Below are 25077 nucleotides of genomic sequence, written 5' to 3'. Positions count from 1 at the left end.
CTGCCATCTCTCTCACCAGCCCAGTTCGTTCGCGGTGGTCTCGGCTATCGCGGGCGAGCAGGTCATGCCGCGCCCGCCGGGCCCGGTGACCAGCCACACCCCGTCGGCCAGCTCCTGCCGGTGCACCACCCGGGTGGTGTCGGTGCACTGCGCGTACACCCCGGCCCAGCGGTGCCGGATGCGCGGCAGCGGCCGGCCGAGGAGGGACTCGACGACCCCGGTGAGGTGCTCGTAGGGCTCCTCGACGGTGTCGAAGGCGAAGGGGTGCTCGTACTCGTGGGTGTCGCCGATGGTCAGCCCGCCGTCGGCGCGCTGCACCATGAGCAGCTGCATACGGTGCACGGCCGCGGTCTCCGGCTGCGGCCGGCCGGCGTTGAGGGCGTCCAGGGCCGGGGAGGCGTATGCCGGGTAGTAGCGGAAGCTGTCGGCGTCGGCGACCGAGGTGGGGAGGGGTTCGCCGAGCGGGTCGGTCTGCATCATCTGGAGGCGGACCCGGCGCACCGGCAGATCGGGTCCGGCCAGCTCGCGGACGAGGCCGCCGAGCCAGGCGCCGGTGCACAGGACGACGGTGTCGGCGTGGTGGATGTCGCCGTGGTCGTCGCGGACCGTCCCGGGGCCGGTCACCTCGCGGACCTCACGGCCCGGCAGGAAGGTGTAGTTCGGGGACTTCAGCAGCTCGGCGCGGAGGGCGAGCTGGGCGGTGCGCGGCTCGACGGCCGCGTCCCGCTCGCAGTACAGGGCGGCGTCGAAAGCGCCGCGAAGGGCGGGGTTCAGGGCGCGGGCCTCGGGGGCCGTGAGCAGCTTGTGGCCACGGGCGGCCGCGTCCGCGCGGGCCACGGCGGCCTCGGCGACGGCGAGTTCGTACGCGCCGCGCACCGGGGTCAGCGACCCGTTGGCGCGGAAGCCGAGCGCGGGTACCCGGCCGCCGATCTCCTCCCACAGCTCCCGGGCCCGCAGCGCGGTTTCGAGCTCCGCTCCGCCCGCGCGCCCACTCACCCAGATCTGCCCGAAGTTGCGCAGCGAGGCGCCGCGGGCCTCGGCCTCGCGCTCGATCTGCACGACCTCGTGGCCGCGTTCCACTGCCTGCCAGGCGTGCATGGTGCCCACCACGCCTGCTCCGACGACTGTCACTCTCACGACCGCCACGCTCCTCGCGACTGGGGAACCGGAATGGACCGGCTGACAACGAGAGCGTGAACTGGTCATCACGTTTGGGCTAGACCTGTTATCTGTTCGTGATACCCGGAGGCGATCTGAAGCGCCCCAAATCGATACTTTTCAGCCGCGCAGATGGGCCGTGAAGGAGAACCGGTCTCCTCGGTACAGCGACCGCACCCGCTCCAGCGGCCGCCCCTCGGTGTCCCGCGACACCCGGTGGATCAGCAGCATCGGCAGGGCCGGCGGGGTGCCGATGAGGAGGGCCTCGCGCGGGGTGGCCAGCACGGTCTCGATGCGCTCGTCGGCGTCCCCGAAGGCGATGCCCTTCTCGTGCAGGTAGCCGTAGAAGGAGGAGTCGGGCTCGAAGTCGGTGTCGAGCTGCGGCACCCGGGCCACGGCGACATAGGTACTCTCCAGGCCGACCCGCTCGTCGTCGGCGAGCAGCACGCGCTCCAGGTGCCAGACGGGCTCGCCGCGTTCGAGGCCGGTCTCGGCGGCGAGGGCGGCCGGGCAGGGGAAGCGGTCGAGCGTGACCAGGCCACGGCCGGGGGTGCGCCCCTGCCTCCGTACGCCTTCGGTGTAGCTGGCGAGGGAGAGCGGCTGCTCCAGCTTGGGTCCGGCGACGACCGTGCCACGCCCCTGCCGGCGCAGCTTGCCCTCCAGCACCAGCTCGCGCAGCGCCTGCCGTACGGTCTCGCGGGCGACGCCGTACGCCTCCGACAGATCGCGCTCGGTGGGGATGACATGGCCCTCCCCCAGATCGCCGACGAGACGATCGATCTGCGCCTTCACCGCGTAGTACTTCGGGATACGGCCGTGCTCGGGGATGCCGGAGCGGACGGGGGCGCCGGGGGCCTGGTCGTTCGGGTAGTCCACGGAGGGATGTTCGCAGACGGCGCTTTCATCGCCGGACAGGGGGAGTCGGACCAAGGGGAGTCGGACCAAGGGGCGTGGGACCAAGGGACGTGGGACCAAGGGGCGTGGGGCCAGGGGTCATGGAGCCCAGGGGGTCGCGGGACACCGCTCACCGCCGTCTGCGGGCCAGCAGGAACGCGCTGCCCCCTACAGCGAGCAGGGCGACGGCGGCCGGGAGCAGCCCGCGGGCCGCGCCGAGGCCGGTACCGGCCAGTTCGCGGGCCCGTTCCCCGGCCTCCTCGGCCTCTGTGGCGTAGGGCAGGGCGCTGCCCGGGGAGGCGGTGGAGGTGCCCTCAGGGGTGACCCCAGGGGTCGGCCCCGGGCTGGCACCGGGGCTGCTGCCGGGGCTGGCGTGCGGACTGGTCTGCGCGGAGGCCCCCGGGGAGATCCCCGGGCCGACCTCCGCGCCGATGGAGGGCACGGCGGGGGCGACGCTCGCGGGCGGTGGTTCGCCGCCGATGCCGAAGCGGTAGTCGTTCGACTCCCCCACCCAGTCGCCGTCCGACCCCCGCCGCTGCACGACGGCCGCGTTGGCCGTGACCGCGTTCGGCCCGGCGTCGGAGGTGACGGCGAGTCTGACCTTGACCGAGACGGTCGCCCCGGGCGCCACCGTGAGCCCCGGGAAGCCGTCCCCGTCGAACACGCCGACCAGCTCGGACTCGTCGGTCTCCGTCAGTGGGACCGGGCGGGTGCGCGGGCCGTCGTAGAACTCCAGCTCGGCCTGGGACGGCTTCAGGGCCCGTTTGTCGTCGACGAGGACGACGACCGGGTGGACGTCGGTACAGGTGCGCCCGGTGGTGTTGGTGAGGTCCAGGTACCAGGTGCCGTAACCGCCGCCGGCCTCGTAGGACGAGGGGCCGTCGTGGATACGGGTGGCGAGGGGGAAGCCCTGCTCGTCGGCGCCCGCGCAGGAGGCGTCGGCGGGGGCGGTGGTCGCCGACGACGACATGGGCGCGGCCGTCGCCGACGGCACGGGGGCGAGAACGGCGGCTGCGGCCACGCAGAGGGACAGGGACGTGCTCAGTCGCATGATCATGTGATCATGCCGGGCACCACCGGGACCGGGCCAGTGCCACTCCGCGAAAGCACACCAACTCCGCTCGATCAGCCCCCTGCCCCGCCTGTCCCCCCTGCCGTCCGCCGCCCGCTGCCCGCTGCCGTAACCCGTCCGGCGTAAACCGCCCGCCGCCCGCCGTAAGCCGCCCGCGGTCAAACGTCCGCGCGGCCGAACAGCGGGGCGAGCAGCAGCTGGGCTGCGCCCTCCGCGACCCGCCGGTCGCTGCCGGGGGCGAGCCGGACGGGGACGGTCGTGCCCAGGCTGCCCTCCCGGCGGGCGCGGGCGTCGAGGACGGCGGCGACCCCGTGGACGAAGGTCTCCGGGGCGGCCGCGACCGTACGGCCGCCGAGCAGCACGAGGTCGATGTCGAGCAGCGCGGCCAGGTTCGCGGCCCCGGCACCCAGCACCCGCGCCGCCTCGTCCGGGTCCGCGCGGCCCACCGCGGCCAGGCACAGCGCCTCGATGCAGCCCCGGTTGCCGCAGTGGCACGCAGGCCCGTCCAGCTGGATGACCTGGTGCCCGAACTCCCCCGCTCCGGTCCGCGCCCCCCGGTGCACGCTGTCGCCGATCACCAGCCCGGCGCCGAGGCCCGTACCGAGGTGCAGATAGGCGAAGGAGCCGCCCTCGCCGCCGACGGCGAGTCCGAGGGCGGCCGCGTTGCTGTCCTTGTCGACGACGACCGGCACCCCGAGCCGCTCCGCGAGCGCGTCCCGCAGCGGGAAGCCGTCCCACTCGGGGAACCCGGTGACCCGGTGCAGCACACCGTGGATGTGGTCGAGCGGCCCGGGCGCCGCGACGCCGACCCCGAGGACCTCTTCGGGCACCTCCTCACGCAGCTCGCCGACCAGCTCGGCGGCGGCCCCCAGCACGGCCGCCGCCCCCGCGCCCAGGTCCAGCTCCCCCTGGCGTTCGCCGACGACCGTGCCGTCGAGGTCGACCAGTACGGCACGCAGCTCGTCCCGGTCGAGCTGCAGCCCCACCGCGTGCGCGGCCTCCGGCACCAGGCGCAGCACGGTGGCCGGCTTGCCCCCGGTGGACGCGCGCCGCCCGGCCTCCGCCGCGAGGCCCTCCTCGCGCAGCCGTGCGGTGATCTTGCTGACCGCCTGCGGGGTGAGCCCGGTGCGCCCGGCCAGTTCGAGCCGGCTGATGCCGTCCTCCCCCGCCGTGCGCAGCAGGTCCAGCACCAGCGCGGCGTTGTGACTGCGCACGGCGAGCAGATTCGCTCCGGCCGCGCCCGGTCGTCCGCTCCTCGTCCTGTTCACGCCACTCATTCTCCCTCCCGCTTGCACTTTGGCAACAGCGTTGCCAAAGTGGGAGGCATGACAGCTGCCACTCCCCTCCGCGTCGGCCTCATCGGCTACGGCCTCGCCGGATCCGTCTTCCACGCCCCCCTGATCGCCGCCACCGAGGGCCTCGCCCTGGACACGGTGGTCACCTCGGACCCCGAGCGGCAGGCGCAGGCGAAGGCCGAGTTCCCCGAGGTCCGGACCGTCGCCGCCCCCGACGAGCTGTTCGACCGCGCCGACGACCTCGACCTGGTCGTCATCGCCTCCCCGAACAGGACGCACGTCCCGCTGGCGACGACCGCGCTCAAGGCGGGCCTGCCGGTCGTGGTCGACAAGCCGGTGGCCGGCACCGCGGCCGAGGCGCGCGAGCTGGCCGCCCTCGCCGAGGAGCACGGCCTGCTGCTCTCGGTCTTCCAGAACCGCCGCTGGGACAACGACTTCCTGACCCTGCGCAACCTCCTCGAGGAGGGCGAACTCGGCGACCCCTGGCGCTTCGAGTCGCGCTTCGAGCGCTGGCGCCCGCAGCCCAAGGGCGGCTGGCGCGAGTCCGGCGACCCGGCAGAGATCGGAGGTCTCCTCTACGACCTCGGCAGCCATGTCGTCGACCAGGCCCTGGTCCTCTTCGGCCCGGCCACCGAGGTGTACGCCGAGTCGGTCATCCGCCGGGCCGGCGCCGAGACCGACGACGACACCTTCATCGCCGTCACCCACGCGAGCGGCGTCCGCTCCCACCTCTACGCCTCGGCGACGGCGGCCCAGCTCGGCCCGCGCTTCCGGGTGCTGGGCTCGAAGGCGGGTTACGTCAAGTACGGCCTGGACCCGCAGGAGGCGGCGCTGCGCGAGGGCGAACGCCCGGGCGCCGGCTGGGGTGTCGAGCCGGAGTCCCTGTACGGCAGGGTCGGCGCCGGGGAGTCCCCGCTCACCGGCGGCGGCCGTGCCGTGCCCACCCTCCCCGGCGACTACCCCGCGTACTACGCGGCCGTGGCCGGGGCCCTGCGGGGCGAAGGCCCCAACCCGGTGACCGCGCTGGAGGCGGCCGCCGCCCTGGACGTACTGGAAGCAGCCCGCCGCTCGGCGCGAGACAAGGTGACGGTGACCCTCTGATGCACCACCCGCAGATCACCCCCCGGTCCACCCCCGAACTCACCCCGTCGGTGGACGAGCTGGAGAAGCAGGAACGCCTTCTGGTCTTCCGGCAGTTCACCTACGACGACGCGTGGGCCCTCGGCTCCCTGCTGGTGGAGATGGCACGGGAGCGCCAGGCCCCGGTGGCCATCGACATCCACCGCGCCGGCCAGCAGCTCTTCCACGCGGCCCTGCCCGGCTCCACCCCCGACAACGACGCCTGGATCATCCGCAAGCGCCGGGTGGTGGAACGCTACGGCTCCGCGTCCTACCTGGTGGGAGCCCGCTTCCGGGCCAAGGGCACGACGTTCGAGGAGTCCTCCCGCCTGGACCCCGACGCGTACGCGGCCCACGGCGGCTCCTTCCCGATCACCGTGGAGAACGTGGGCGTGATCGGCTCGGTGACGGTCTCCGGCCTCCCTCAACTCCAGGACCACCGCTTCGTGGTGGAGGCGCTGGAAAAGTTCCTGGAGCTGTAAGCCCCGTCAGCTGTGGCGCCCCGTCAGGGGCGCGGGGAACCGCGCGAGCAACCACGACGGAGCCGCACCCGCCCGCGCAGAGCACCCCTCGCCCCTCAGGCGTCTTTGAACTCCTGCCGCTGACGACCGAGCCCACCGATCTCCAGCTCCACCACGTCGCCACCCCGCAGGTACGGCTTCGGCTCGGGCGCCCCCAGCGCGACCCCCGCCGGAGTCCCCGTGTTGATGACGTCCCCGGGGTAGAGCACCATGAACCGGCTGACGTACCGCACGACTTCCGCGACCGAGAAGATCTGCTCGCCGGTGGTCCCGTCCTGCTTCAGCTCCCCGTTGACCCAGAGCTTCAGCGACAGCTCCTGCGGATCCCCGACCTCGTCCGCCGTGACCAGCCACGGCCCGAACGGGTTGAACGTCTCGCAGTTCTTCCCCTTGTCCCAGGTGCCGCCCCGCTCGATCTGGAACTCCCGCTCGGACACGTCGTGCGCGACGGCGTACCCGGCGACATACGCCAGCGGGTCCTCGTCGTCGGCCAGATAACGGGCCGTACGCCCGATGACGACGGCGAGTTCGACCTCCCAGTCGGTCTTCACGGACCCGCGGGGGACCAGCACCGTGTCGTTCGGCCCCACGACCGTGTCCGCGGCCTTGAAGAAGATCACCGGCTCGGCCGGCGGCTCGGCCCCGGTCTCGCGGGCGTGGTCGTGGTAGTTCAGGCCGATGCACACGATCTTGCCGATCCTCCCCAGCGGCGGCCCGATCCGCAGCCCGTTCGCGTCGAGCGCGGGCAGTTCGCCGGCGTCGGCCGCGGCCCGGACCCGCCCGAGGGCGGCCCCGTCGGCGAGCAGGGCTCCGTCGATGTCGTCGACGATCCCCGACAGGTCCCGCAGGACCCCCTCGGCGTCGAGCAGAGCGGGCCGCTCCGCTCCCGCCGTACCGACTCGCAGCAGCTTCATGGTCGTCACCATCTCCCTTGATAGCGGGCGCCCGGCCGATGGGTGCAGCCATCGGAGGACTGGCCGATCCTCCAAGATGCGGGTGCAGCGGGCAATACCCTGTTCACGTACTGGACCGTACCCCCGCCCTCATCGATAGAGCACAGCGCGCTCGACGGCACTCCACGTCGTACTGGTCACCACATACAGCGCGGCGGCCAGCGGCACCACGGCCACGGTGCACAGCGTGAGGTACGACAGGTACGGCGTGACCTTGGTGACCGCGCCCAGACCCGGCAGTTGCTCGCCTTCCCCACCGCTCAGGACCGCCCCCGCCCCCGCCGCCGTCCGCCGGGTGCGGAGGAAGGTGAAGGTGGCGACGGCGGCGACCAGGACGAACAGCCCCAGATAGACCGGACCGGCAGCTCCGAACCCGTCGCCGAGGACGTCGACTCCCCGGCCGCCGAGCGGGGCACCCAGCAACGAGTGGTTCAGCAAACCGTTGTCATGGCCGCCGATCGTGGAGTTGGAGAAGAGGTGGTACAGGACGAAGAACGCGGGCAGTTGCAGCAGTCCGGGCAGACAGCCGGACAGCGGGGACACCTTCTCCTCCGCGTGCAGCTCCAGCACGGCCTTCTGCAGCGCCTGCTGGTCCTTCCCGTGCTTCTTCCTCAACTCCGCGATTCTCGGCTGGAGCGCGGCCCGGGCACGCTGGCCACGGGCGGCGGCACGGGACAGGGGATGCACGAGCAGTCGTACGAGCGCGGTGAACAGGACGATCGCGGCGGCGGCCGCGGAGGCGTGGAAGAACGGCTTGAGCAGGTCGGCGAGTTGCTCGACCAGGGCAGCGAAAACGGACATGGGTGGGAGCCCTCCGGGGGTCTCGTCGTGCCGTGGGTGAAGAGGTGGGACGGCATGACGACCCGCGCGAGGACACCCCGGACGGGTGCCACGGATGTCCTACGCGGTGGTCGCCTGGAGGGCGTGCCCGGGGGCTCGGGGGCGGCTGCGGCCCTTGGCGTCCGGGTCGCGTTGCGGCAGGAAGGCGGTACGCCGGGCCCGGTCGCGTATCGCCGTACGGACCCGGGTGGGCGGCACGGCGGGTGCGGAGCGCGCGGCGCGGAAGGCGGCGACGGCGAGGGCCGAGCCGACGGCGGCGGTCGCGGCGAGCGCGACGGTGGTGAAGAGGCTGCCGGAGTCGAGCAGCAGGAGGTCGAGCAGGAGAAGCAGCAGGACGGCGGCAGGACGGGGCGGCGGCATCCAGCGGCTGTTCACACGCATGCCCGTTCCCCCCTCCCCGTGGTCACTGCCGTTTATACATGATCGGTTTCCAGCGGCTCCAGGAGCCTCTTGGGCTTCAGAAGCGCCCGGCTGACCGGATCCGCCGGGGCGGGGTCGAGTCCCGGTCCCGGCGTAATGAGAACGTCGGCGACGGGCACGACGGTTCCGCACGCGGGACATTCGCCGTACGAACCGAGTTCGGTGCCGCAGTCCACGTGCCGGAAGTAGCGCAGCCGGCGGTCCATGAGGTGCTCGCGCCCCCAGACGGCGAGGGCACGCAGGGCGGGCCACAGCTCGGTCCCGCGCTCGGTGATGACGTACTCGTCCCGGGGCGGCGACTCCTGGTACCGGCGCTTCTCCAGGATGCCCTCCTCGGTGAGCGTCTTGAGGCGGGCCGACAGGACGGCGCGCGGGATACCGAGGTGGACGAGGAAGTCGTTGTAGCGCCGGACGCCGTAGAGCGCGTCGCGGACGACGAGCAGCGTCCAGCGCTCGCCGACGACCTCCAGCGCGCGGGCGATCGAGCACTCCTGCGTCACATAGTCCTTGCCCAGTGCCATGGGACCACCTTAGTCAGCTCCCCGATCGTAGGTTCAGTCATCGAACCTACCGTGCTACGGTACCACCATGGCTGAGTTCAATGAACGAACCCTCACTGGGGTCGAAGCGCCGAGTGCCCGGCACAAGCCCGCGGCACCCCACCCCGACACGACGCCCCAGGCCCGCGCCACCCTGGCCCTGACCAGCGCGGCCACCGCCGTGAGCCTGATGACGTACACCGCGCCCGTGGTCACCCTCCGCGACACCGCGGCCGACCTGCACACCCCGCTCTCCGCCCAGGCCTGGCTGATCAACGGCACCCCGCTCGGCCTGGCCGCCCTCCTCCTGGTGGCCGGCAGCCTCGCCGACGACTTCGGCCGCCGCCGGATCTTCCTGCTCGGCACGCTGACGCTGGGCATCACCACCGCCCTCGGCGCGTTGACCGACTCCACCTGGCCGTTCACGCTGGCCCGTATCGCCCAGGGCGCGGCCAGTGCGGCGATCCTGGCGAGCAGCCTCGGCCTGCTGGTGCACGCCTTCCCGAGCCCACGCGGCCGGCTGCACGCGACGGGCGTGTGGGGCGCGTTCGTCAGCGGCGGTATCGCGACGGGCCCGCTGCTGGCGGCCGTGCTGCCCAACTGGCGGGTGGCCTACGCCGTCCTGGCCGCGGCGACGCTGCTGGTGGCGGCCCTGTCACCACGGGCGCTCACCGAATCCCGCTCACCGAGGGGCGGCCGCCCCGACATCCTGGGCGCCCTCACCTTCGGCCTGGCGCTGGTCTCCCTGGTGGCCGCGCTCACCCTGGGCCGGGACGGCTGGCTGCGGTCCGAGGTGGGCCTGCTGTTCCTGGCCGCGGTGGTCCTCATGGCCGTCTTCGTCCTGGTGGAGCGCCGCACCACGACCCCCATGATCGACCTGAGCCTGCTGCGCCGCCCGAGCTTCCTGGCCTCCTCCGCCGGCGGCCTGTTCACGGGCTTCGCGGTGATCGGCCTCTTCAGCTTCCTGCCGGTCCTGTTCCAGCAGGTGCTCGGCCTGACTCCGCTGGACACGGCGTGGCTGTTCCTGCTCTGGTCGGGCCTGTCCTTCGCGGTGGCGCTCCAGGCCAAGCGTCTGGCCGGCCGCGTCCCGCCCCGCCGGCAGCTGGCGGTCGGCTTCACCCTGCACGCGGCCGGCGTCCTGACCATGCTCGGCGCCATCGACTCGGGCTCCTGGCAACGCCTGCTGCCGGGCCTGGTCCTGGGCGGCATCGGCAGCGGCCTCCTGAACGCCGCCCTGCCCCTGCTCTCGGTCGAATCGGTCCCGGTCGCCCGTGCCGCCATGGGCTCCGGCGCCCAGCAGACTTTCCGCTACATCGGCTCCTGCGCGGGCGTCGCCCTGACTATCGCCATCGTGACCTCGTCGAGCGGCGGCCCGGGCCACGGCGCGAACATCGCCCTCGCGGTGTCGGCGGGGCTGGCGCTGCTCGCGGCGGGGGCGGTGCTGGGGCTGCGGGAGCGGGAACGCTAGAGGCGGCGGTACGACAGGGCTCGGGGCGTCGTCGGCGCCCGCCTAGTCGGCCCCCACCGGACCGGAACGGCGGGCACCGAGCCGGGCCCCGGCGGCCCGGAACCGGATCCCGGACTCCTCCCGCCCGAGCAGCACGTCGTACCCGCCCTCCTCCACCCCGGACACACGCACCTGCTGGGCCTCCGTGGCCCCCCACCCGGTGACCCGCGCGCCCTCGACTCCCGTGAACACCACGTGGAATGCGAACCCCTCACCGCCCGCCCTCCGCTCGAACCCGAGGGTCACCGAGTCCTCGCGCTCGTCGAGATGGACGTAGGACAGGGACCAGTCGTAAGCATCGAGGACCTCCCGCCAGTCAGCGCTCATAAAAGGTCTTCTCATCGGTGGCGGGAAGGAAGGCGTGAAGCCGTGAGTCGACCTTGCTGACGAACCGATGAGGTCCGCCGCCGTCCCCAGCGTCCCCGCGTCGGAACGCACTCACATGCCGAACGGTCGCCCTCTCATAGCACTCGAACCGCAGATCCACGCCTCGCCCCACCACCTCGACCCGCATCCGCCGCGCACCGTCGTCCCCGGCCCGCACCATCCGCACGTCCCCGAGCACCGGCGGCGCCCACTCCGCCACCGCGATCGGCTCCACGGCGAGGAACTCCAACTGGCACTGCACGGTGTCGGCATCGCCCCACTCCGCGGGCGGCGTCCGCGGGAACCCCGGCAGATCGACCCGCAACCGCACGGTCGGCCCACGCCAGTTGAGGTTGACGGAACGGATCCGTACACCGGCCAGCGCATCGGGGAGCCCCTCCCCGTAGAGGGACCGCAGTACCTGCGGATTCACGAGGTGGTCGTCGAGGGCCACGAGACCGCACCCTCCTCGGAGATCTCAGACAGCGGTCTGTGCCGGAAGGCTTCGACGCTGTCGACGTACGCGCGGATCAAACGGTCCTCTCCAGCAGGAGGCGGGCTGCCGGGCGGCATGGTCGGCCGATCTGTGTGCATCGGCTCTCGAAGTCCGGCGGAAGCCAGCCTCGCCCCAGCAACCGTGGGTGGGCGGGGAACGCCGTGATCGCGGCCAGGACGAACAGCAGAGACGCCCACGGTGTGCGGAGCTGGACCGTCGTGTACCGGCCGTTGTTGATGTTCTGGAAGCTGGTCTGGAAGACGTCCGGTGCGACGAGGTCGATGGTGTCGAGGCCACCCCAGGCGAGGTCGAGCGGACACTGCGGGTGGCCGAAGTAGACCTTGCGGGCGGTGACGGTGATTTCGCCGGATCCGTCAGCCGTCCAGCGGGGTTGGGCGTCGTCGGCCGCGGCGCGGCGCCGGGCGGAGTTGCCGATCGCCGAGCCGACCATGCTGCCGATCACGAACGCGGGACTGCCGAAGGCGACAACGTTCTGGTGCGCGTAGCGGCCGTTGCCGACAGCCCTCCAGGTCAGACGCTGCGCAGGGCCGACGGCCAGTGCGCGGTCACCGGGTTCGAGCCGGGCGACGGTGGCGACCAGCGGACGCCGATCGATCCGCCTCTCGATCAGGTCGGCGACGATGTCGCACGAGTGCCACAGATACTCGTCAAGCTCGGACCAGGCAGGTAAACGCCCGTTGTCGGAAGGAGGAGGCGGGGCGAAAGGGTTGTCCACTGTCTCTCCGGTATCCCCGTGCGGACGCGTCGTCGGTGACCTTCGTCTGGCCCACCTTACTGACGGGCGGCCACACTCATGCAGACGAGGATCCGGCACCCGGTCCGCCCACCTGACCGCTCCTGCCGGCTCACCTCACTGAAGGCTGACGCGGTGTTCGTGCGCGGGGGGAACAGACCAGCTCCTGGGGACCCGTCACACCCCAGCGCGCGAAGCCGCCCACCTTCCAGCCGGGAGCCACGGCGAAGTCGCCGTCGTAGGACAGGGCGTCGTCCGCGTCGTCACCGTTCTCGTCCGCCTCCTCCCACAGCGCCTCCTCCCATTCCTCGATGCGCAGCCGCAGGTCCTCGGGCAGCAGCTCGGCCCACTGGTGCTCCGTGACCTGCTCCGGGTCGAGCACACAGGGTTCCGGTACGTATCCCTCGTCCCCCACCACCGCCGGCCGCGGCGGATCGGGGAACGGCACGCACGCGGCGCCGGTACGCCAGCGCAGATGGACACCGGGAGCCGCCTGTTCCCCGTGGGCGCCGAACGGACACCACAGGACCTGAAGCAGATCGCGGCCCTCGGGAACGACGAGCCCGGGAACGTCCCGCACGAAGAGCTGGGCGACGGGCAGGAGCGGCACCGGGTCGGTGTCCTGGAGGCCGGGCACCCGATGCTCCCGCTCAAGCAAGGCAAGCAGGGCCCGCTCCTCCTCCGTAGGACCGGCATGCCCGTCGCGCCAGGCTTCCGCGAGCACCCGCCGCTCCTCGTGGACATCCTCGATCCGCCGGCCCCGGCCACGGGGGTGAGGCTCCCGGCATACGGGCCATGCCTCGCCGACGGGCCACAGAAACGGACCGCCGACGGAATTCCGGTCGGGCCCGGACGCACCGGGACGCGGATGCAGCCGCGTGGCGGTCTTCCGGTGACCGGCCAGCTCGGGAAACTCCGCCTCGATGTCCAGGGGGCGGGGAGGCGTGGTGTGGGGCATGAGTGTCCTTGGTGGAGCGACGAGGCCTCAGTGCTTGTGCATCCTTTCGCGCCGTCCGGGAATCGAACAGCTCGCGAAACCCACCCTCCTAGCTCCCTTCGGGAAGCGAGGCAAGGAAATTCTCCACATCCGGTTTCACATAATTCGACAGCTCGGCAATCAGGGCCACGGCCGTTTTGAGTTCGCGGGCGAGTTCGGGACGGTCCGCCCACACCACCGGGCTCCTCGTCACCACCGCGTACAGCAGGTCGCCGTCGATGAAGCCACCCGCGGCCGCCTTGTCCCGAAGGATCTCCACGGCGAGCGGAAGAAGCCACGGCAAGCCCACGTCCTGGCCGATCAAGCGGCCCAGCTCATGGGGTTCCAGAGTGCCAACGGGTCGTCGCCGCCACTCGTGGACAGTCCTGACCAGTGAGGTCGTGTCCGCCGGCGGGTCGCCCCAGCGCTCGCCGTCCAGTTGCTCAAGGGACTTGGCGCGGTCAAAGGACTGAAACACCCATTGGTCCTTTCGTCTGCGGAACTGCCGTGTCCGGCCGGCGCCTACCGGAGAGCCAGCCGGACAGCGGTGGCCCGTCCTTGCCTGGTCTCACTTGAGAGCACGAAGTCGCCTCAGAGCGTCTGCCACGTGTTGTCGCAGTTCTCCGTCGGTCAGGTCGTCATCGTCCCGGAGGCTCGGGTCGATGGTGTAGTCCTCCAGCGCGTAGAAGACCTCGTCCAGCGCGCCGGCGATCGCGTCGCTCACACGCTCTCCTGCTTCCATGGCGTTGCGGCGTTCGGCAAGCCACTGGCGGGCATAGGCCGGTCCGTCGACGGCATCCTCCAGGAGTGCCCGCATCAGCGTCAGTTGCCGTCCCGTGTGGCTGTCCACAGGGATGTCGGCGGGGGACTTCCATGCCCTGGTCAGTGGGGGGAAGTCAGCAGCCACTCCCACGATGTGCGGTTGTTCGGACCGTGTCGTCCGGGCGTACCGCCCGAAATCGGCCTTGGCCTTGTCGGGGCCCTCGGACAGCGCGCCGCGCATGAACTGCGCCGTCCCCGCGAGGAGTGCGTACCCGGCCTTGGGCAGCAATGCGCCGTGGAGATTGTCGGCCGCCAGGAGTAGTTCGGAGCCCTCCTGCATGCGGGAAGCGAGAGCCAGAAGTTCGTCCGTGCTGAGAGGGGCTTCCGTCACCTGGATGTCGCGGCGCTCGGGGGCGAGCGAGGCGGCGAGGACGGCCATGGCTCCTGCTTCCCGCGCGCCAGCCACGACGCGCAGAGCTGTAGGGCGGCTCAGACCGGCGTGCACGGGGAGGGGCACGACGACTTTGCCGCCTGCGGAAGCCAGCCAGTCGCTGCTGAAGTCCCCGTCAGCGGACAGGACCGTCTGGATCAGGTCACGGTTCTTCATGTTCGTCACGTGGCGTTCTATGTCAGGAATCCCTTGTCAATGATGCTCTGGAACTGTTTGTCGCCCAGTTTCCATGCTGACCAGAATTTTCCGTCGGTGTGCAGCATGACCATCTTCTTCGTTCCCGGATCTATGAACCCGACGGCCTGACCCTGGTTCCGGTAGTTGAAACGGTAGATCTTCGTGTCGCCGGCGAGTATGTGGCTTCTCATGTTCTGTGTGAACTGCTTCATTGTCTGTCCGCTGCGATTGCCGGTGACGCCGAAGTCTCCGGCGTGTTTGTCGAACTTCTTGCTCAGCACCTTCTGGCTGCTGAAGTCGGCCTTCTGCTCCCAGAGAGCCTTGGGGCATGGCGCGAGTCCGAGAGGGTCGGTCCAGGTGAGGGGGTTGTGGACGTAGCTGACGGGGTTGGGGGACGGCGTCAGTCCGAGAGGGTCAGGTGTGAGGTAGCGGCCGGTCTCGGGGTCGTAGTGGCGGAAGTAGTTGTAGTGGAGGCCGGTCTCAGGGTCGTGGTACTGCCCCGGGAAGCGCAGTGGTGTGTACCCGGTGGCGTCGCGGTTCCATGCCGTCGATCCCCACAGGCTGGTGATGGCGTGCCAGGCGATCGTGCCGTGCTCGTCGACGAGTTCGGTGGGAGTGCCGACGAGGTCGGTGACGATGGTGAAGAAGCGGGAGTCGATTTCGTGTTGTGGCGCGTCGGCTGCGGTGATGCGCTCGACCTGGGCGAGGGGAGTCCGACCGTCGTGGTGCCAGGTGAGAGTGACGGGATGAGGGCGCGCCTCTGACACCGTGGTCTGTTCACAGAGAGTCGTGTCGTCCCACGCGTACGTGATCTGTTCGGTGATCGTCGCGCCGTCCGGAGCCATGCGCAGCTTCGCGGTGCGGCGGCCGAGGGGATCGTAGATGTACCGCCAGACCGTGCCGTCCGGTGTGGTGACCGACGTGAGCCGGTCTTCGGCGTCCCAGGTGTAGCGCCAGTTGTCCGGCTTACGGGACAGACGTGTCTTGTGACGCAGGGTGATACGGCCGGCCGCATCGTGTTCGTAACGGACGTTTCCGGCACGGGTGATGGCGGTGCCGCTGTAGGTGCGCGGCCCGATCGCGTCTCCACCGGGGTGGGTGTCCGGCCACGAGGCGGCGACCTGATTGCCCGCCGTGTCATAGGCGTAGTTTTCGCTCCAGCCGTCCGCGGTGACGGTGGTGACACGGCCGACGGGGTCGAGGCCGAAGTGACGGATGCCTCTGATCTGGTCATCGAGACGGACGATGTCACCGCCGAGGCTGTAAGCGTAGGCGCGCCGCTGTAGCAGCCGGCCCTCAGCACCCGTAACCGACTGCTCGCTGAGACGGCCGAGGCCGTCGAAGACGCTCGCAATGGTCAGCGCATCGCTCAGACGTCGGGTGATCTCGCGGCCCGCAGCGTCATGGGCAAAACTGAGGGTCCGGCCCGCGGTCGTGAGCTCTGTGGGGCGGCCTGCGGCGTCGTAGGTCCAGGAGCTCGTCGCGCCACTGGGCGTGGTGCGGGTCGCACGGCGCCCCAATCTGTCGTAGCTGTACGTGGTGGTAAGGCCGTTCAAGGTCTCGGCTGTCGGCCGCCCCAGGACGTCGCGGCGCAGCGAGAGGGCCGCTTCCGGGGTTGCCGCCTCGACGAGCTGACCCGAGAGGTCGTAGGTGAAGGTGGTGACCGTCCCGTCAGCGTCCTTGCGGCTGACCTGATCCAGGACGTCGTACTCGTAGTCGACGGTCTGGCCGAGTGGGTTGGTGCGGGACGTCAGCCGGTCCGCCACGTCGTGGGTGTAGGTGACGGTGCGGCCGTCGAAGTCCGTCTCCGAGGTCGGACGCCCGGCCGGGTCGTAGGAGTAACTCCAGGTCAGCCCCTGGGGGTTGGTGACCTTGGCGAGCTGCAGCTCCGTGTCGTGCGTGAACTCGTAGCGAGCGCCGTCGGGGCCGGTCCGGGCCGCGACGAGGTCGAAGTGGGTGTACTCGAAACGGGAGACGGCACCTGCCGCATTGGTGTGGCTGGTGCAGTTGCCTTCGCCGTCGTAGGTCCACGATTCGGTGGCCCCGACGTGATCGGTCCGGCGTGTGAGGTGGCCCTCGGCCGTCCACTCAAGATGTGTTGCCTGGCCGAGCGGGTCGGTGATGGTGACGGGATGGCCCAAGGCGTCGCGTGCATAGCGGGTGACCGCTCCGACCGGATCGGTGATCTCGACGGGCAGCCCAGCGCGGTTGCTGCGGACCCGCGTGGTGTGACCGAGCGGATCGGTGACGGAGGTGAGGTGTCCTGCTCTGTCGTACGTATAGCGGGTTGCGGCGCCAGACGGGTCGGCGGCGGCTGTGCGGTTGCCGTGCTCGTCGTACTCGTACTGCCAGACGGCGCCGGCCGGGGTGGTCACCCGCAGGGGCAGGCCCAGGTCGTTGTAGGCGACGTAGGTCGCGTGGCCGTCCGGACGGACGACGGAGACCGGCTGCCCGTGCTCGTCGTACGCATAGCGGGTGGTGCGACCGAGAGAATCGGTGATCGCGGCGAGCCGGTACCCGGCATCCCATTCCTGATGGGTGACGTGGCCGAGGGAATCGGTTTTGCGGAGGAGGCGGTATGCCTCGTTGTGCTCGTAGCGCGTGACGTGTCCGAGCGAGTCGGTGACGGTCGTGGTGCGGGTGTGTTCGTCGTAGTCGAGCGTCCCGGCCAGGAAGCCGTCACTGCCCTCGGTGCGGACCACCCGGCCCCGCTCGTCGTAGGCATACGTGTAGGCGGTCCTGTTGCGGTCGGTCCAGGAGGTGATCCGTCCGGCATCGTCGTAAGTGAAGTGAAGTGGCGTTCCGGAGGAGTTCGTGACCTCCGACAGATGACCGTCCTCGTTGTAGCCGTAGGAGACCAGGACAGTGCCCTGGCCGTCGATGCGCTCGTTGTCCACCAGACGGAGTCGGCTGATGCGGGGCAGGCTTGGATGGCGGTCGAGGGCAATGTGGTGGCCGCCGGAATGGACGACCGCGGTCGGTGTGCCGTCGGCCGCATAGTGCACGGTGATGTGCTGTCCGTTGCGGTCGACGATCATCTGGAGGGGCAGATCGACCGCTTCGCCGTCATCCGTGGGGCGTGGGCTGTGGAACACGTAACTCAGCCCACTGTCCGGATCGGCCACGCGCAGGCCACCGTCGATGGCGCGGTCCCAGGTCAAGGGCAGTCTCGGGCCGAACTCAGGGAAGACGGGACCTTCGCTCTCAAGGTCGGGCAGCGGGTAGACCAGCCGGGCCCCGTCGGAGGTCGTGTAGACGACTCCCTCGTCATCGGCCTGGAGACGCTGGTCGAGCGTGGATGCCCAGGAGGGACCGAACCAGCCACCCCACCGATAGGAGGAAAGGTGCGTGCGCTCCAGGACCAGCGGCAGGGCACCCGGCAGGTCGACGTCCACCTGGGGCAGCAGCATGTCGCCCGTGGCCACGTCGATCGGGTCGCGCTCGCATTCCTTCAAGGCATTGCGGATGCCGGCCGGCAGTTTCTCCCACTCATCGGGCCGAAGCTTCAACCGGGACAAGCCGGAGCCGTCCAGCTTCAATGCCTTGCTCAGCTTGGCGAGTTCGGAGGGCTTGAGCGCCTTCAACCCCTTGCCCAGCGCCTTGCCCAGCACCCCGAACCCGACGCCCATCACCGCGCCCTCGGCGAGGATGCCCGCCAGCTTCTCCGGGTCCTTGAACGCGCCCGGATCCTCCAGCAGCGTGCTGAACGCAGTGAACGTCGCACCTTCCTTGGCCAGCTTGGCCACCGCGGCGACCCCGCGGATCTCCTTGAGCGCCTTCAGCGCCCGCTCCACCCCCCGGATGACCTCCATGATCCCGCGCACGGCGGTACCGAGGGCGGTGCCCTCCTCCTCGATCCGACCGACCAGCGCCACCACCTTCAGCGCCCGCTCGCCCGCCATCAGGGTGGCGGCCACGTCCGAGGCGCCCGCGGTCAGCACCGACAGCGCCAGTCCCGCGATCTCGAACTCGGCGATCTCCGCGAGCATCACGCCGATCTCGGACAGCAACTCGTGCGCCTTGTCCGCGAAGTCGTCCAGCGCCTTGGCACCCTCACGCAGCGCGTGCGCCATCTCCGTGGCCTGCTTACGGGCCGCCTTGGAACGCTTGTCGAACGCCTTGGCGGTCTTGCCCTCCCACTCCACGCCCCGCAGCGACCGCTCGGCGGCCGTGGCCGCGTCGTCCAGTCCCGAGGCCAGACTCCGCCACTTCTTCGCGATCTCCCGCACCCCGTCCGGGTCCACCGCCGGATCCGAGATGCCCAGGAACTCAAGCCCACTGGCGACCGAGTCGCCGAACATGTGGTTGAACTTGCTGATGTAGTGCAAAGGGTTGAGGTCGACCACGCCCTGATCAGCCCTTCTTTTCCTGGGCCGCGGCCGCGATCAGCACGTCCAGCAGATCGAAGGCGTCGGACACCTCACCGATCAGCCTCGCCTCCGCATCCCACTCCTCACCCAGCTGCCGGGTCAGCTTGGCCAGGGTGGTCATGCCCTGCTCTATCTCACCCTTCGCCCCCAGCAGCGAGCCCAGCGCCCCCAGCGCACCCAGGTCATGGGACTGCGCCTCGAACTGCTGCAACGGCTTCGCCGTGTGATGCCCCACGCCCCGCAGCCCCGAGGCCGCCTTGTGCATGGACGCGGCTTCTTTCTTCAGGTCCGACATGCCGCCCACCCCCGTATTCACGTTGTGCACATGCCAACCCAAGAGACTATGGAGGGCGGTTATGCGGAAGGTATGGACAGAACCAAGGGACGGCAAAGACCGCGAGCGGGCTACCCCCGCGGCCGCATCGACACCAACTTCCCCCACACCGCCATCCGGTACCGCGAGGTGAACTCGGGCGTGCAGGTGGTGAGGGTGATGTAGTAGCCGGGCTCCCGGTACCCGTACGACGGCTTCACGATCGACCGCGGTACGGCCCGGATCACCCCCGAGTCACGGGACGAGGTCTGCGGCAGGATCTGGTCCACGGTGTACGTGTAGGTCGCCGCCATGGTCTCGACCTCGATGGTGTCCTCGCGCCGGAGCCGTGGAAGGTACCGGAACGGCTCCCCGTGCGTGTTCCTGTGCCCGGCGAGCGCGAAGTTGCCCGCCTGGCCCGGCTGTTGGGTGCCGGGGTAGTGCCCGACGTACCCGTGGTTGAGCACGTTCGGCTTGCTGACGCCCTCCGCGACCGGGACACGGAGGCCGAGCCGGGGGATGACGAGGATCGCGTAGGCCTGGGAGGCGACGACCCGGGTGGTGTACGACGACTGCCGCCGGCCGGCACCGGAACGGGCGGACGACGACGAGGAGCCGGTCGTAACGGAGTCGCCCTTCGCTTCGCTGCCCAGGTCCCCGGACCCGCCGGAGCCGCCCCACTCCCGCTCCAGCGCCTCCACCTTCCGCGCGGCGCCCTGCCTGGCCTCCCGGTTGGTCCACCACAACTGGTGCACGACAAGGAGCATGAGCACCACGCCCACGGTGACGAGGAGTTCACCCCCGGTCCACAGCACCCGCCGTCGCCGAGCCCGCCACCGCCGGTCATCGTGCCCCACGACCCGCCGCACCGCACACCTCCCGCCGACCCCCGGTTGGGCCCGCACGATAGGACGACCGCGGCCAAGTCACCAGAGCCGTAGGGCCTCCTGCCGCAGCTCCTCCCCGCGATCACTTCCTCCACGGGTTTTAGAAAGCACTGTCGCAACCCTCGACAACCTCACACGCCACACCCGATGCTTCCTCATGGCATGCGGGGGGACGAGTCAACACCGGTCCGGGAACCGGTGCTTGAGCCGCAACGGAGAGGTTGAGAAGCAGCCATGATCCGACGCAGAACACTCCTGGCCGCCGCGGGAGGCGGCCTCCTGGGCAGCGCCCTGGCCACCGGCACGGCCCGCGCCGACGCCACGATCGCCGTCAGCCCTTCCACCTCGTACGGCACCTGGGAGGGCTGGGGCACCTCACTGGCCTGGTGGGCGAACGTCTTCGGCGCCCGCGACGACTTCGCCGACATCTTCTTCACCACCAAGTCGACGACTTACAACAGCACTTCGCTCCCCGGCCTGGGCCTGAACATCGCCCGCTACAACCTGGGCGCGTGCAGCTGGAACAGCGTGAACGGCGAGAGCATGGTGGCCTCCGCCAACATCCCCGCGTTCAAGCAGATCGAGGGCTACTGGCAGGACTGGAACAACGAGGACCCCACCTCCTCGGCCTGGGACTGGACCGCGGACGCCACCCAGCGCGCGATGCTCGTGAAGGCGGTGAACCGCGGCGCGACGGCCGAACTCTTCGCCAACTCCCCCATGTGGTGGATGTGTTCGAACCACAACCCGTCCGGCGCCGCCGGCGGCGGCAACAACCTCCAGTCCTGGAACTACCGCCAGCACGCCTCCCACCTGGCCGCCGTCGCCCTGTACGCCAAGAACAACTGGGGCGTGAACTTCGCGACGGTCGAGGCCTTCAACGAGCCCTCGTCCTCCTGGTGGACGGCGACCGGCACCCAGGAGGGCTGCCATATCGACTCGACGGTCCAGGCAGCCGTACTCCCCTACCTCCGAAGCGAGTTGAACACCCGAGGCCTAACGAGCACGAAGATCTCGGCGTCGGACGAGACGAGCTACGACCTGGCCCGCACCACCTGGAGCTCCTTCTCCTCAACCACCAAGGGCTACGTGGACCGCGTGAACGTCCACGGCTACCAGGGCTCGGGCGGCCGCCGCGACCTTCTCTACACGGACGTCGTCACCACGGCCGGCAAGGCCCTCTGGAACTCAGAGACCGGCGACAACGACGGCACCGGCTACACCCTCGCCTTCAACCTCCTCTACGACTTCCGCTGGCTGCACCCGACCGCGTGGGTCTACTGGCAGGTCATGGACCCGTCCTCGAACTGGGCGATGATCGCGTACGACGCGAACACGTTGGCGGCGGGCGCCGTCACCACCAAGTACTACGTCATGGCGCAGTTCAGCCGTCACATCCGCCCCGGGATGAGGATCCTGGACACGGGCGTGAGCAACGCGGTGGCGGCCTACGACAGCTCGGCGAAGCGCCTGGTGATAGTCGCCCTCAACACCGCCGCCTCCGCCCAGACCTTCACCTTCAACCTCTCCGGCTTCACCACGGTGACCGGCGGCACGGGCGGCCTGGTCCCGCGCTGGAACACGGTGACGACGGGCGGCGACGCGTACAAGGCGTACTCGGACACGTACGTCTCAGGAAAGACGGTGGCGGTGTCGGTCCCCGCGAAGGCGGTACAGACACTGCAGATCGACGGGGTGACGATCTAGGAGAACACGGCGAAGGGGAGGGGGTACGGCGCCTGCCGTGCCCCCTCCCCTTCGTGGCGCGTGTGCGACGGCGACGGCCGCCCGCGAACCCTGGGTCAGTTCCGCTGAAGTACCGGTTGAGCCGGGGCTCCGTTGTGCCGGTCGTGCAGGATGAAGTCGCTGCGGACGGCCACACCGGTCTGCAGCAGCTTCTGGTGAACCAGCGGGCTGCGTCCGGGGTGGGAGACCACCACGCTGACATATCCCTCGGGCAGGCCGGTCACGGCGTACTCGCCCCGCGCGTTCGTCGCGGTCCGCACCAACTGCCGGCCGCCGGTGTCCATGACGGTCACCGCGACATGGCGGATGGGCTGCTGCTCGTCGTCGCAGACGATGCCTTCCAGCATCGGCAACTGCTCGCCGAAGTGGTGCTCATGGACCGGAAGGGCGGTGGGAACGGGCGCCTCCACGGCCGGGTCCTCCACCGGCGGCTCGGGAACGTACTCCTCCTCGCCCTCCGCCTCCAGCCGCACGATCCTACGGTGTTGCCGCCACGCGTCGAGGCCCAGCAGGGCTGCACCCGCCGCGATCCACGCGCACAGCACGAGAACCGGCTTGAGCACCCCCGTGTCGTCGAAGTACAGAGCCCCCCTCAGCGCGTCGACCGCGTTGCCCAGCGGCATGACGGTGTGCAGGTCCTGGAAGAACGTCGGCAGCATCGAGACCGGGACGACACCGCTGGTGGGAACGCTCAGCACGATGTACAGACCCAGCCCCACCAGGGGGAGGGCCTGCTTCACGAAGGGCGCCATGCCGAGGGAGAACGTGGCCACTGCCGTGGTGAGCAGGAAGGCGATCCCGAGGGCCGAGAGGTCGTGGGGGAGGTAGTCCAGCTGTGTGCCGACGAAGTAGCCCAGGGCGCTGAAGACGGCGGCGGTTCCCACGGCCGTCAGCAGTTTCTTGCGACGGTTGAAGGGCACCACGCGCAGCAGGGTCGTGGCCATGATGTAGCTGGGGACGTTCCAGGCGACCCCGAGGTAGACCAGGGTCGTGCCGTTCTCGTCCTTGGGCACGGTGGGTGCCACGTCCGTGACCGTGAGTTTCTGATGCTGGTGCGCCGCGAGCGCGGTGAAGCCCTTCTGCAACGCCAGCTCCAGCGACGCCCCGTTGGCCTTGGCCACGTACAGCACGGCGTGATGCTTTCCCTTGACCGCGTAGCCCGCCACGGCGTCCCGGTCCAGCACCGCCTGCCGGGCCCCCTGGGCGTCCGCCCTGGCGGACACGTCGAACCAGCCGGGATGCTGCGCCTGCAGAGCGGCGTCGATCTTGGTTTCCAGTGCCGGGCCGGCGACCACGATCTTCGCGTCGTTCGGCAGGGGCTCATGGAAGGCAGTGGGGAAGCAGGCCAGCAGGCCGAGGAAGAGCAGGAGCGGGGCGGCCAAAGTTTCCAGCAGGGTCCTGGCCAAGGGAACGGCGGTGCGCTGCGGCCGCTCGATGCGGTGTTTCTTCACCGAGCCACCCCTTGAGTCACCTCTCGCGCCACCCCGCGGGCGCCTCGGCGAGCCGACTGCGCTTCCCGGACGGGCGGCGAGATCACGGCGTCGACCCCCTCGTCCGACTCCGCGCGTGATGCGACAAGCTTCACGGCACTCCTTCCACGACCGGCACTCGGCCAACCGCTCGATTAACGTACCGATCGGCACATCTACCGCCACTGGACAGTACACGTACCGATCGGTACAGTCAAAGGTGTGCCTCGTCCCGCCAATGCCGAAAAGCGCGCCGAGTTGCTGAAGCAGGTGGTGCACCAGCTCCAGCACCATGGCCTCGCGCAGATGTCACTGAGCCCCCTCGCCGAGTCGATCGGCACCACCAAGCGCATGCTTCTGTACTACTTCGGCAGCCGAGAGAACCTGCTGGCCCAGGCCCTGGCCGCCAGCCGTCCCGACGCCCACGCGATGTTCGACGAGGTCCACGACAGCGCTGGACTGCGCGAGGCCGCCCAGGCCCTGTGGCAGGCGATGACCACCGGCGAGCAGTCCGGACCGATCCGCATGCTGCTGCAACTGCTCAGCCTGGCCACCACCGACCCCGAGGAGTACGGCGACCTCGCCGCCGACACCGTCGAGATCATGATCAGCCCCATCGCCGCCGCCTATGTGCGGCTGGGTCATCCGCCGCAGCAGGCGCGGGCAGCGGCCACCCTGCTCGTCTCGGGCCTGCGCGGGCTGTGCCAGGACCGCTTGGTCACCCACGACGCCGCCCGCACGGACGCGGCCGCCGACCGCCTCATCAGGGACGCGGTCACGGAGGCCGACTGAGCCACCGCGCCCGCCACCCCCACCCCGCCTCTCTACCCCCCACTACCCCCCGTCCCCTTCTCTCCTTTGTCACCGATGGGCAGTACGGTGTCGTCCATGCGCCCCGACACGCCTGCCGAGAACGTCGACCACACCGCAGAAGCGGCACGCCTGGAGCGGACCGCCGACCTGTACCCCGAGGACGCCGAAGCCCTCCTCCTCCAGGCCGCGGCCCACCTGGAACTGTCCGACGCCCGCCCCGCCGCGACCGCGTTCTACGACCGCCTGCTGTCCACGCCGGACATGCTGGAGAACGCGCCGCTGGTCCGCGCCCTCAAAGCGTCGAACCTGTGGGAGTACGACCACGAGGCCGAGGCGCGAGCGATCATCGACGGCATCCGCACCACCGCCCCCCGCGACCCGGCCCCCTGGGTGATCATCGCGGAGTCCCTGGAATCCCACGACGAACTCGAGGCGGCGCACGACACGTTCACGGAGGCGGCGACCCTCCTCCTGACGGACGTCCCCGAACCCCCCTACGCCACGCACCCGGTGCTGATCGGCCGCCACCGGGTCCGCCGCATGCTGGGCCTCCCCCACGACGACTGGGACGCCCGCGCGGACACCCTCCACTCGTCCTCGATCTCCCTGGACGAACTCCACGACCCGAAACGCGTCTGGTCCCTGGGCTCGGACAACCCGGCGGAGTTGGAGGCGGAGATTTCGCGGTTGCGTGCGGAGCTTGGCACCTACAGGGAGGCCCTCTCCCGCCCGTTCCCGGTGGCGGTCCTGCACTGGCCGGCCCAGGAACTGACAGAACTCCTCTCCGCCTACCCGGACCTGTCCACGGAGTACCCGTCCCACCCCGAACACCTCGCGACCATAGAGTCGTCCCTCCGCGAACTCTCAGCCTCCGGCACAGCCAACCTGGGCATCGTGACGGCCACGGTCCCGTCGTACGAGGCCTTCGCGGCCTCGGAGGGCTCATCCCCGGGCGACACGACCCTGCTGCCGCAGTACGCGACGACGCTGGCGGCGCGCGGACGGGCAGTGGCCTGGCCTCCGCAGCGGACGTCGGAGTGCTGGTGCGGCGAGACGCAGCCGTACGACGCCTGCCACGGCTCTTACTGATCATTTCAGAATGAGGTTCGGAGTCGCCTCAAGCAGATGATGCTGCAGGCGAGTTGGAGCAGGCCGAGATGAAGGTCGGCGCGTATCTCG

Annotated in this window: 24 protein-coding genes; 6 read left to right on the top strand and 18 right to left on the bottom strand. The window is 70.3% G+C overall.

Going from position 1 to position 25077, the window contains the following annotated elements; translation table 11 throughout:
- Window positions 1–12: 12 nt before the first annotated feature.
- The 4 genes from ACWGJB_RS44205 to ACWGJB_RS44190 all read right to left on the bottom strand — a co-directional run bounded on the left by ACWGJB_RS44205 (window position 13) and on the right by ACWGJB_RS44190 (window position 4401).
- Window positions 13–1137 (bottom strand): TIGR03364 family FAD-dependent oxidoreductase, encoded by a 1125-nt coding sequence (locus tag ACWGJB_RS44205; RefSeq protein ID WP_453385694.1) that lies wholly within the window; start codon window positions 1135–1137, stop codon window positions 13–15.
- A 141-nt stretch (window positions 1138–1278) separates the two neighbouring features.
- Entirely contained in the window at window positions 1279–2034 is a 756-nt protein-coding gene (locus ACWGJB_RS44200) for a GntR family transcriptional regulator (RefSeq protein WP_453385693.1), read from the bottom strand.
- A 148-nt stretch (window positions 2035–2182) separates the two neighbouring features.
- Window positions 2183–3103, bottom strand: coding sequence for a hypothetical protein (locus ACWGJB_RS44195; RefSeq protein ID WP_453385692.1), 921 nt, complete (start codon window positions 3101–3103; stop codon window positions 2183–2185).
- A 179-nt stretch (window positions 3104–3282) separates the two neighbouring features.
- Window positions 3283–4401 (bottom strand): ROK family transcriptional regulator, encoded by a 1119-nt coding sequence (locus ACWGJB_RS44190; RefSeq protein WP_453385691.1) that lies wholly within the window; start codon window positions 4399–4401, stop codon window positions 3283–3285.
- A gap of 48 nt (window positions 4402–4449) precedes the next feature.
- On the opposite strand from ACWGJB_RS44190, the gene ACWGJB_RS44185 reads away from it, so the two are divergent.
- Complete coding sequence (locus ACWGJB_RS44185) at window positions 4450–5520, top strand: Gfo/Idh/MocA family protein (RefSeq protein ID WP_453385690.1); 1071 nt, start codon at window positions 4450–4452, stop codon at window positions 5518–5520.
- Window positions 5520–6020, top strand: coding sequence for a heme-degrading domain-containing protein (locus ACWGJB_RS44180; protein ID WP_453385689.1), 501 nt, complete (start codon window positions 5520–5522; stop codon window positions 6018–6020). The genes ACWGJB_RS44185 and ACWGJB_RS44180 overlap by 1 nt, the downstream gene beginning before the upstream one ends.
- Window positions 6021–6115: 95 nt before the next feature.
- On the opposite strand, the gene ACWGJB_RS44175 is transcribed toward ACWGJB_RS44180, so the two are convergent.
- The 4 genes from ACWGJB_RS44175 to ACWGJB_RS44160 form a co-directional block, all read right to left on the bottom strand.
- A complete protein-coding gene (locus tag ACWGJB_RS44175; RefSeq protein ID WP_453385688.1) occupies window positions 6116–6973 on the bottom strand; it encodes a fumarylacetoacetate hydrolase family protein in 858 nt (285 codons plus the stop codon).
- 129 nt (window positions 6974–7102) lie between these two features.
- On the bottom strand, window positions 7103–7813 hold the full coding sequence (locus ACWGJB_RS44170; protein ID WP_453385687.1) for a YidC/Oxa1 family membrane protein insertase: 711 nt from the start codon (window positions 7811–7813) through the stop codon (window positions 7103–7105).
- A gap of 99 nt (window positions 7814–7912) precedes the next feature.
- Window positions 7913–8233, bottom strand: a complete 321-nt coding sequence (locus ACWGJB_RS44165; RefSeq protein ID WP_453385686.1) for a DUF6412 domain-containing protein — start codon at window positions 8231–8233, stop codon at window positions 7913–7915.
- 32 nt (window positions 8234–8265) lie between these two features.
- Window positions 8266–8793: a winged helix-turn-helix transcriptional regulator gene (locus ACWGJB_RS44160; RefSeq protein ID WP_453385685.1), complete on the bottom strand. Its 528-nt coding sequence runs from the start codon at window positions 8791–8793 to the stop codon at window positions 8266–8268.
- A gap of 67 nt (window positions 8794–8860) precedes the next feature.
- On the opposite strand from ACWGJB_RS44160, the gene ACWGJB_RS44155 reads away from it, so the two are divergent.
- Complete coding sequence (locus ACWGJB_RS44155; protein WP_453385684.1) at window positions 8861–10279, top strand: MFS transporter; 1419 nt, start codon at window positions 8861–8863, stop codon at window positions 10277–10279.
- A gap of 42 nt (window positions 10280–10321) precedes the next feature.
- Here ACWGJB_RS44155 and ACWGJB_RS44150 read toward each other — a convergent pair whose 3' ends face one another.
- From ACWGJB_RS44150 to ACWGJB_RS44110, 9 genes are all read right to left on the bottom strand, one after another.
- Entirely contained in the window at window positions 10322–10645 is a 324-nt protein-coding gene (locus tag ACWGJB_RS44150; RefSeq protein ID WP_453385683.1) for an Imm50 family immunity protein, read from the bottom strand.
- The gene (locus tag ACWGJB_RS44145) at window positions 10635–11138 is read right to left on the bottom strand and encodes an Imm50 family immunity protein (protein ID WP_453385682.1); all 504 of its coding nucleotides are present in this window, start codon (window positions 11136–11138) and stop codon (window positions 10635–10637) included. The genes ACWGJB_RS44150 and ACWGJB_RS44145 overlap by 11 nt, the downstream gene beginning before the upstream one ends.
- Before the next feature lie 76 nt (window positions 11139–11214).
- Window positions 11215–11916 carry a hypothetical protein gene (locus ACWGJB_RS44140; protein WP_453385681.1) on the bottom strand — a complete coding sequence of 234 codons (702 nt, stop codon included), beginning with the start codon at window positions 11914–11916 and terminating at the stop codon, window positions 11215–11217.
- A gap of 130 nt (window positions 11917–12046) precedes the next feature.
- Window positions 12047–12892 (bottom strand): hypothetical protein, encoded by an 846-nt coding sequence (locus ACWGJB_RS44135; RefSeq protein WP_453385680.1) that lies wholly within the window; start codon window positions 12890–12892, stop codon window positions 12047–12049.
- Between the two features lie 88 nt (window positions 12893–12980).
- Window positions 12981–13388 carry a contact-dependent growth inhibition system immunity protein gene (locus ACWGJB_RS44130; RefSeq protein ID WP_453385679.1) on the bottom strand — a complete coding sequence of 136 codons (408 nt, stop codon included), beginning with the start codon at window positions 13386–13388 and terminating at the stop codon, window positions 12981–12983.
- Between the two features lie 90 nt (window positions 13389–13478).
- Window positions 13479–14279, bottom strand: coding sequence for a colicin immunity domain-containing protein (locus tag ACWGJB_RS44125; protein ID WP_453385748.1), 801 nt, complete (start codon window positions 14277–14279; stop codon window positions 13479–13481).
- A gap of 17 nt (window positions 14280–14296) precedes the next feature.
- A complete protein-coding gene (locus tag ACWGJB_RS44120; RefSeq protein ID WP_453385678.1) occupies window positions 14297–18646 on the bottom strand; it encodes a DUF6531 domain-containing protein in 4350 nt (1449 codons plus the stop codon).
- A gap of 7 nt (window positions 18647–18653) precedes the next feature.
- A complete protein-coding gene (locus ACWGJB_RS44115) occupies window positions 18654–18965 on the bottom strand; it encodes a hypothetical protein (protein ID WP_453385677.1) in 312 nt (103 codons plus the stop codon).
- A 110-nt stretch (window positions 18966–19075) separates the two neighbouring features.
- Window positions 19076–19840, bottom strand: a complete 765-nt coding sequence (locus tag ACWGJB_RS44110) for a class E sortase (RefSeq protein ID WP_453385676.1) — start codon at window positions 19838–19840, stop codon at window positions 19076–19078.
- A 264-nt stretch (window positions 19841–20104) separates the two neighbouring features.
- Between ACWGJB_RS44110 and ACWGJB_RS44105 the strand changes: the two genes are divergently transcribed.
- Entirely contained in the window at window positions 20105–21577 is a 1473-nt protein-coding gene (locus ACWGJB_RS44105; RefSeq protein ID WP_453385675.1) for a beta-1,6-galactanase, read from the top strand.
- Between the two features lie 95 nt (window positions 21578–21672).
- Here the strand turns inward: ACWGJB_RS44105 and ACWGJB_RS44100 are convergent, their stop codons facing one another.
- Window positions 21673–23067, bottom strand: a complete 1395-nt coding sequence (locus tag ACWGJB_RS44100; protein WP_453385674.1) for a carboxypeptidase regulatory-like domain-containing protein — start codon at window positions 23065–23067, stop codon at window positions 21673–21675.
- Window positions 23068–23307: 240 nt separating this feature from the next.
- Here ACWGJB_RS44100 and ACWGJB_RS44095 point away from each other — a divergent pair, with 240 nt between their 5' ends.
- Both ACWGJB_RS44095 and ACWGJB_RS44090 read left to right on the top strand, forming a co-directional pair.
- Window positions 23308–23877, top strand: coding sequence for a TetR/AcrR family transcriptional regulator (locus ACWGJB_RS44095; protein ID WP_453385673.1), 570 nt, complete (start codon window positions 23308–23310; stop codon window positions 23875–23877).
- Window positions 23878–23973: 96 nt separating this feature from the next.
- On the top strand, window positions 23974–24987 hold the full coding sequence (locus ACWGJB_RS44090) for a hypothetical protein (protein ID WP_453385672.1): 1014 nt from the start codon (window positions 23974–23976) through the stop codon (window positions 24985–24987).
- Window positions 24988–25077: the final 90 nt, after the last annotated feature.

This window comes from Streptomyces sp. NPDC054813, assembly GCF_053611365.1.
Note: the sequence above shows the minus strand (reverse complement) of the source record. Positions and strands in the feature narration are given on the sequence as shown.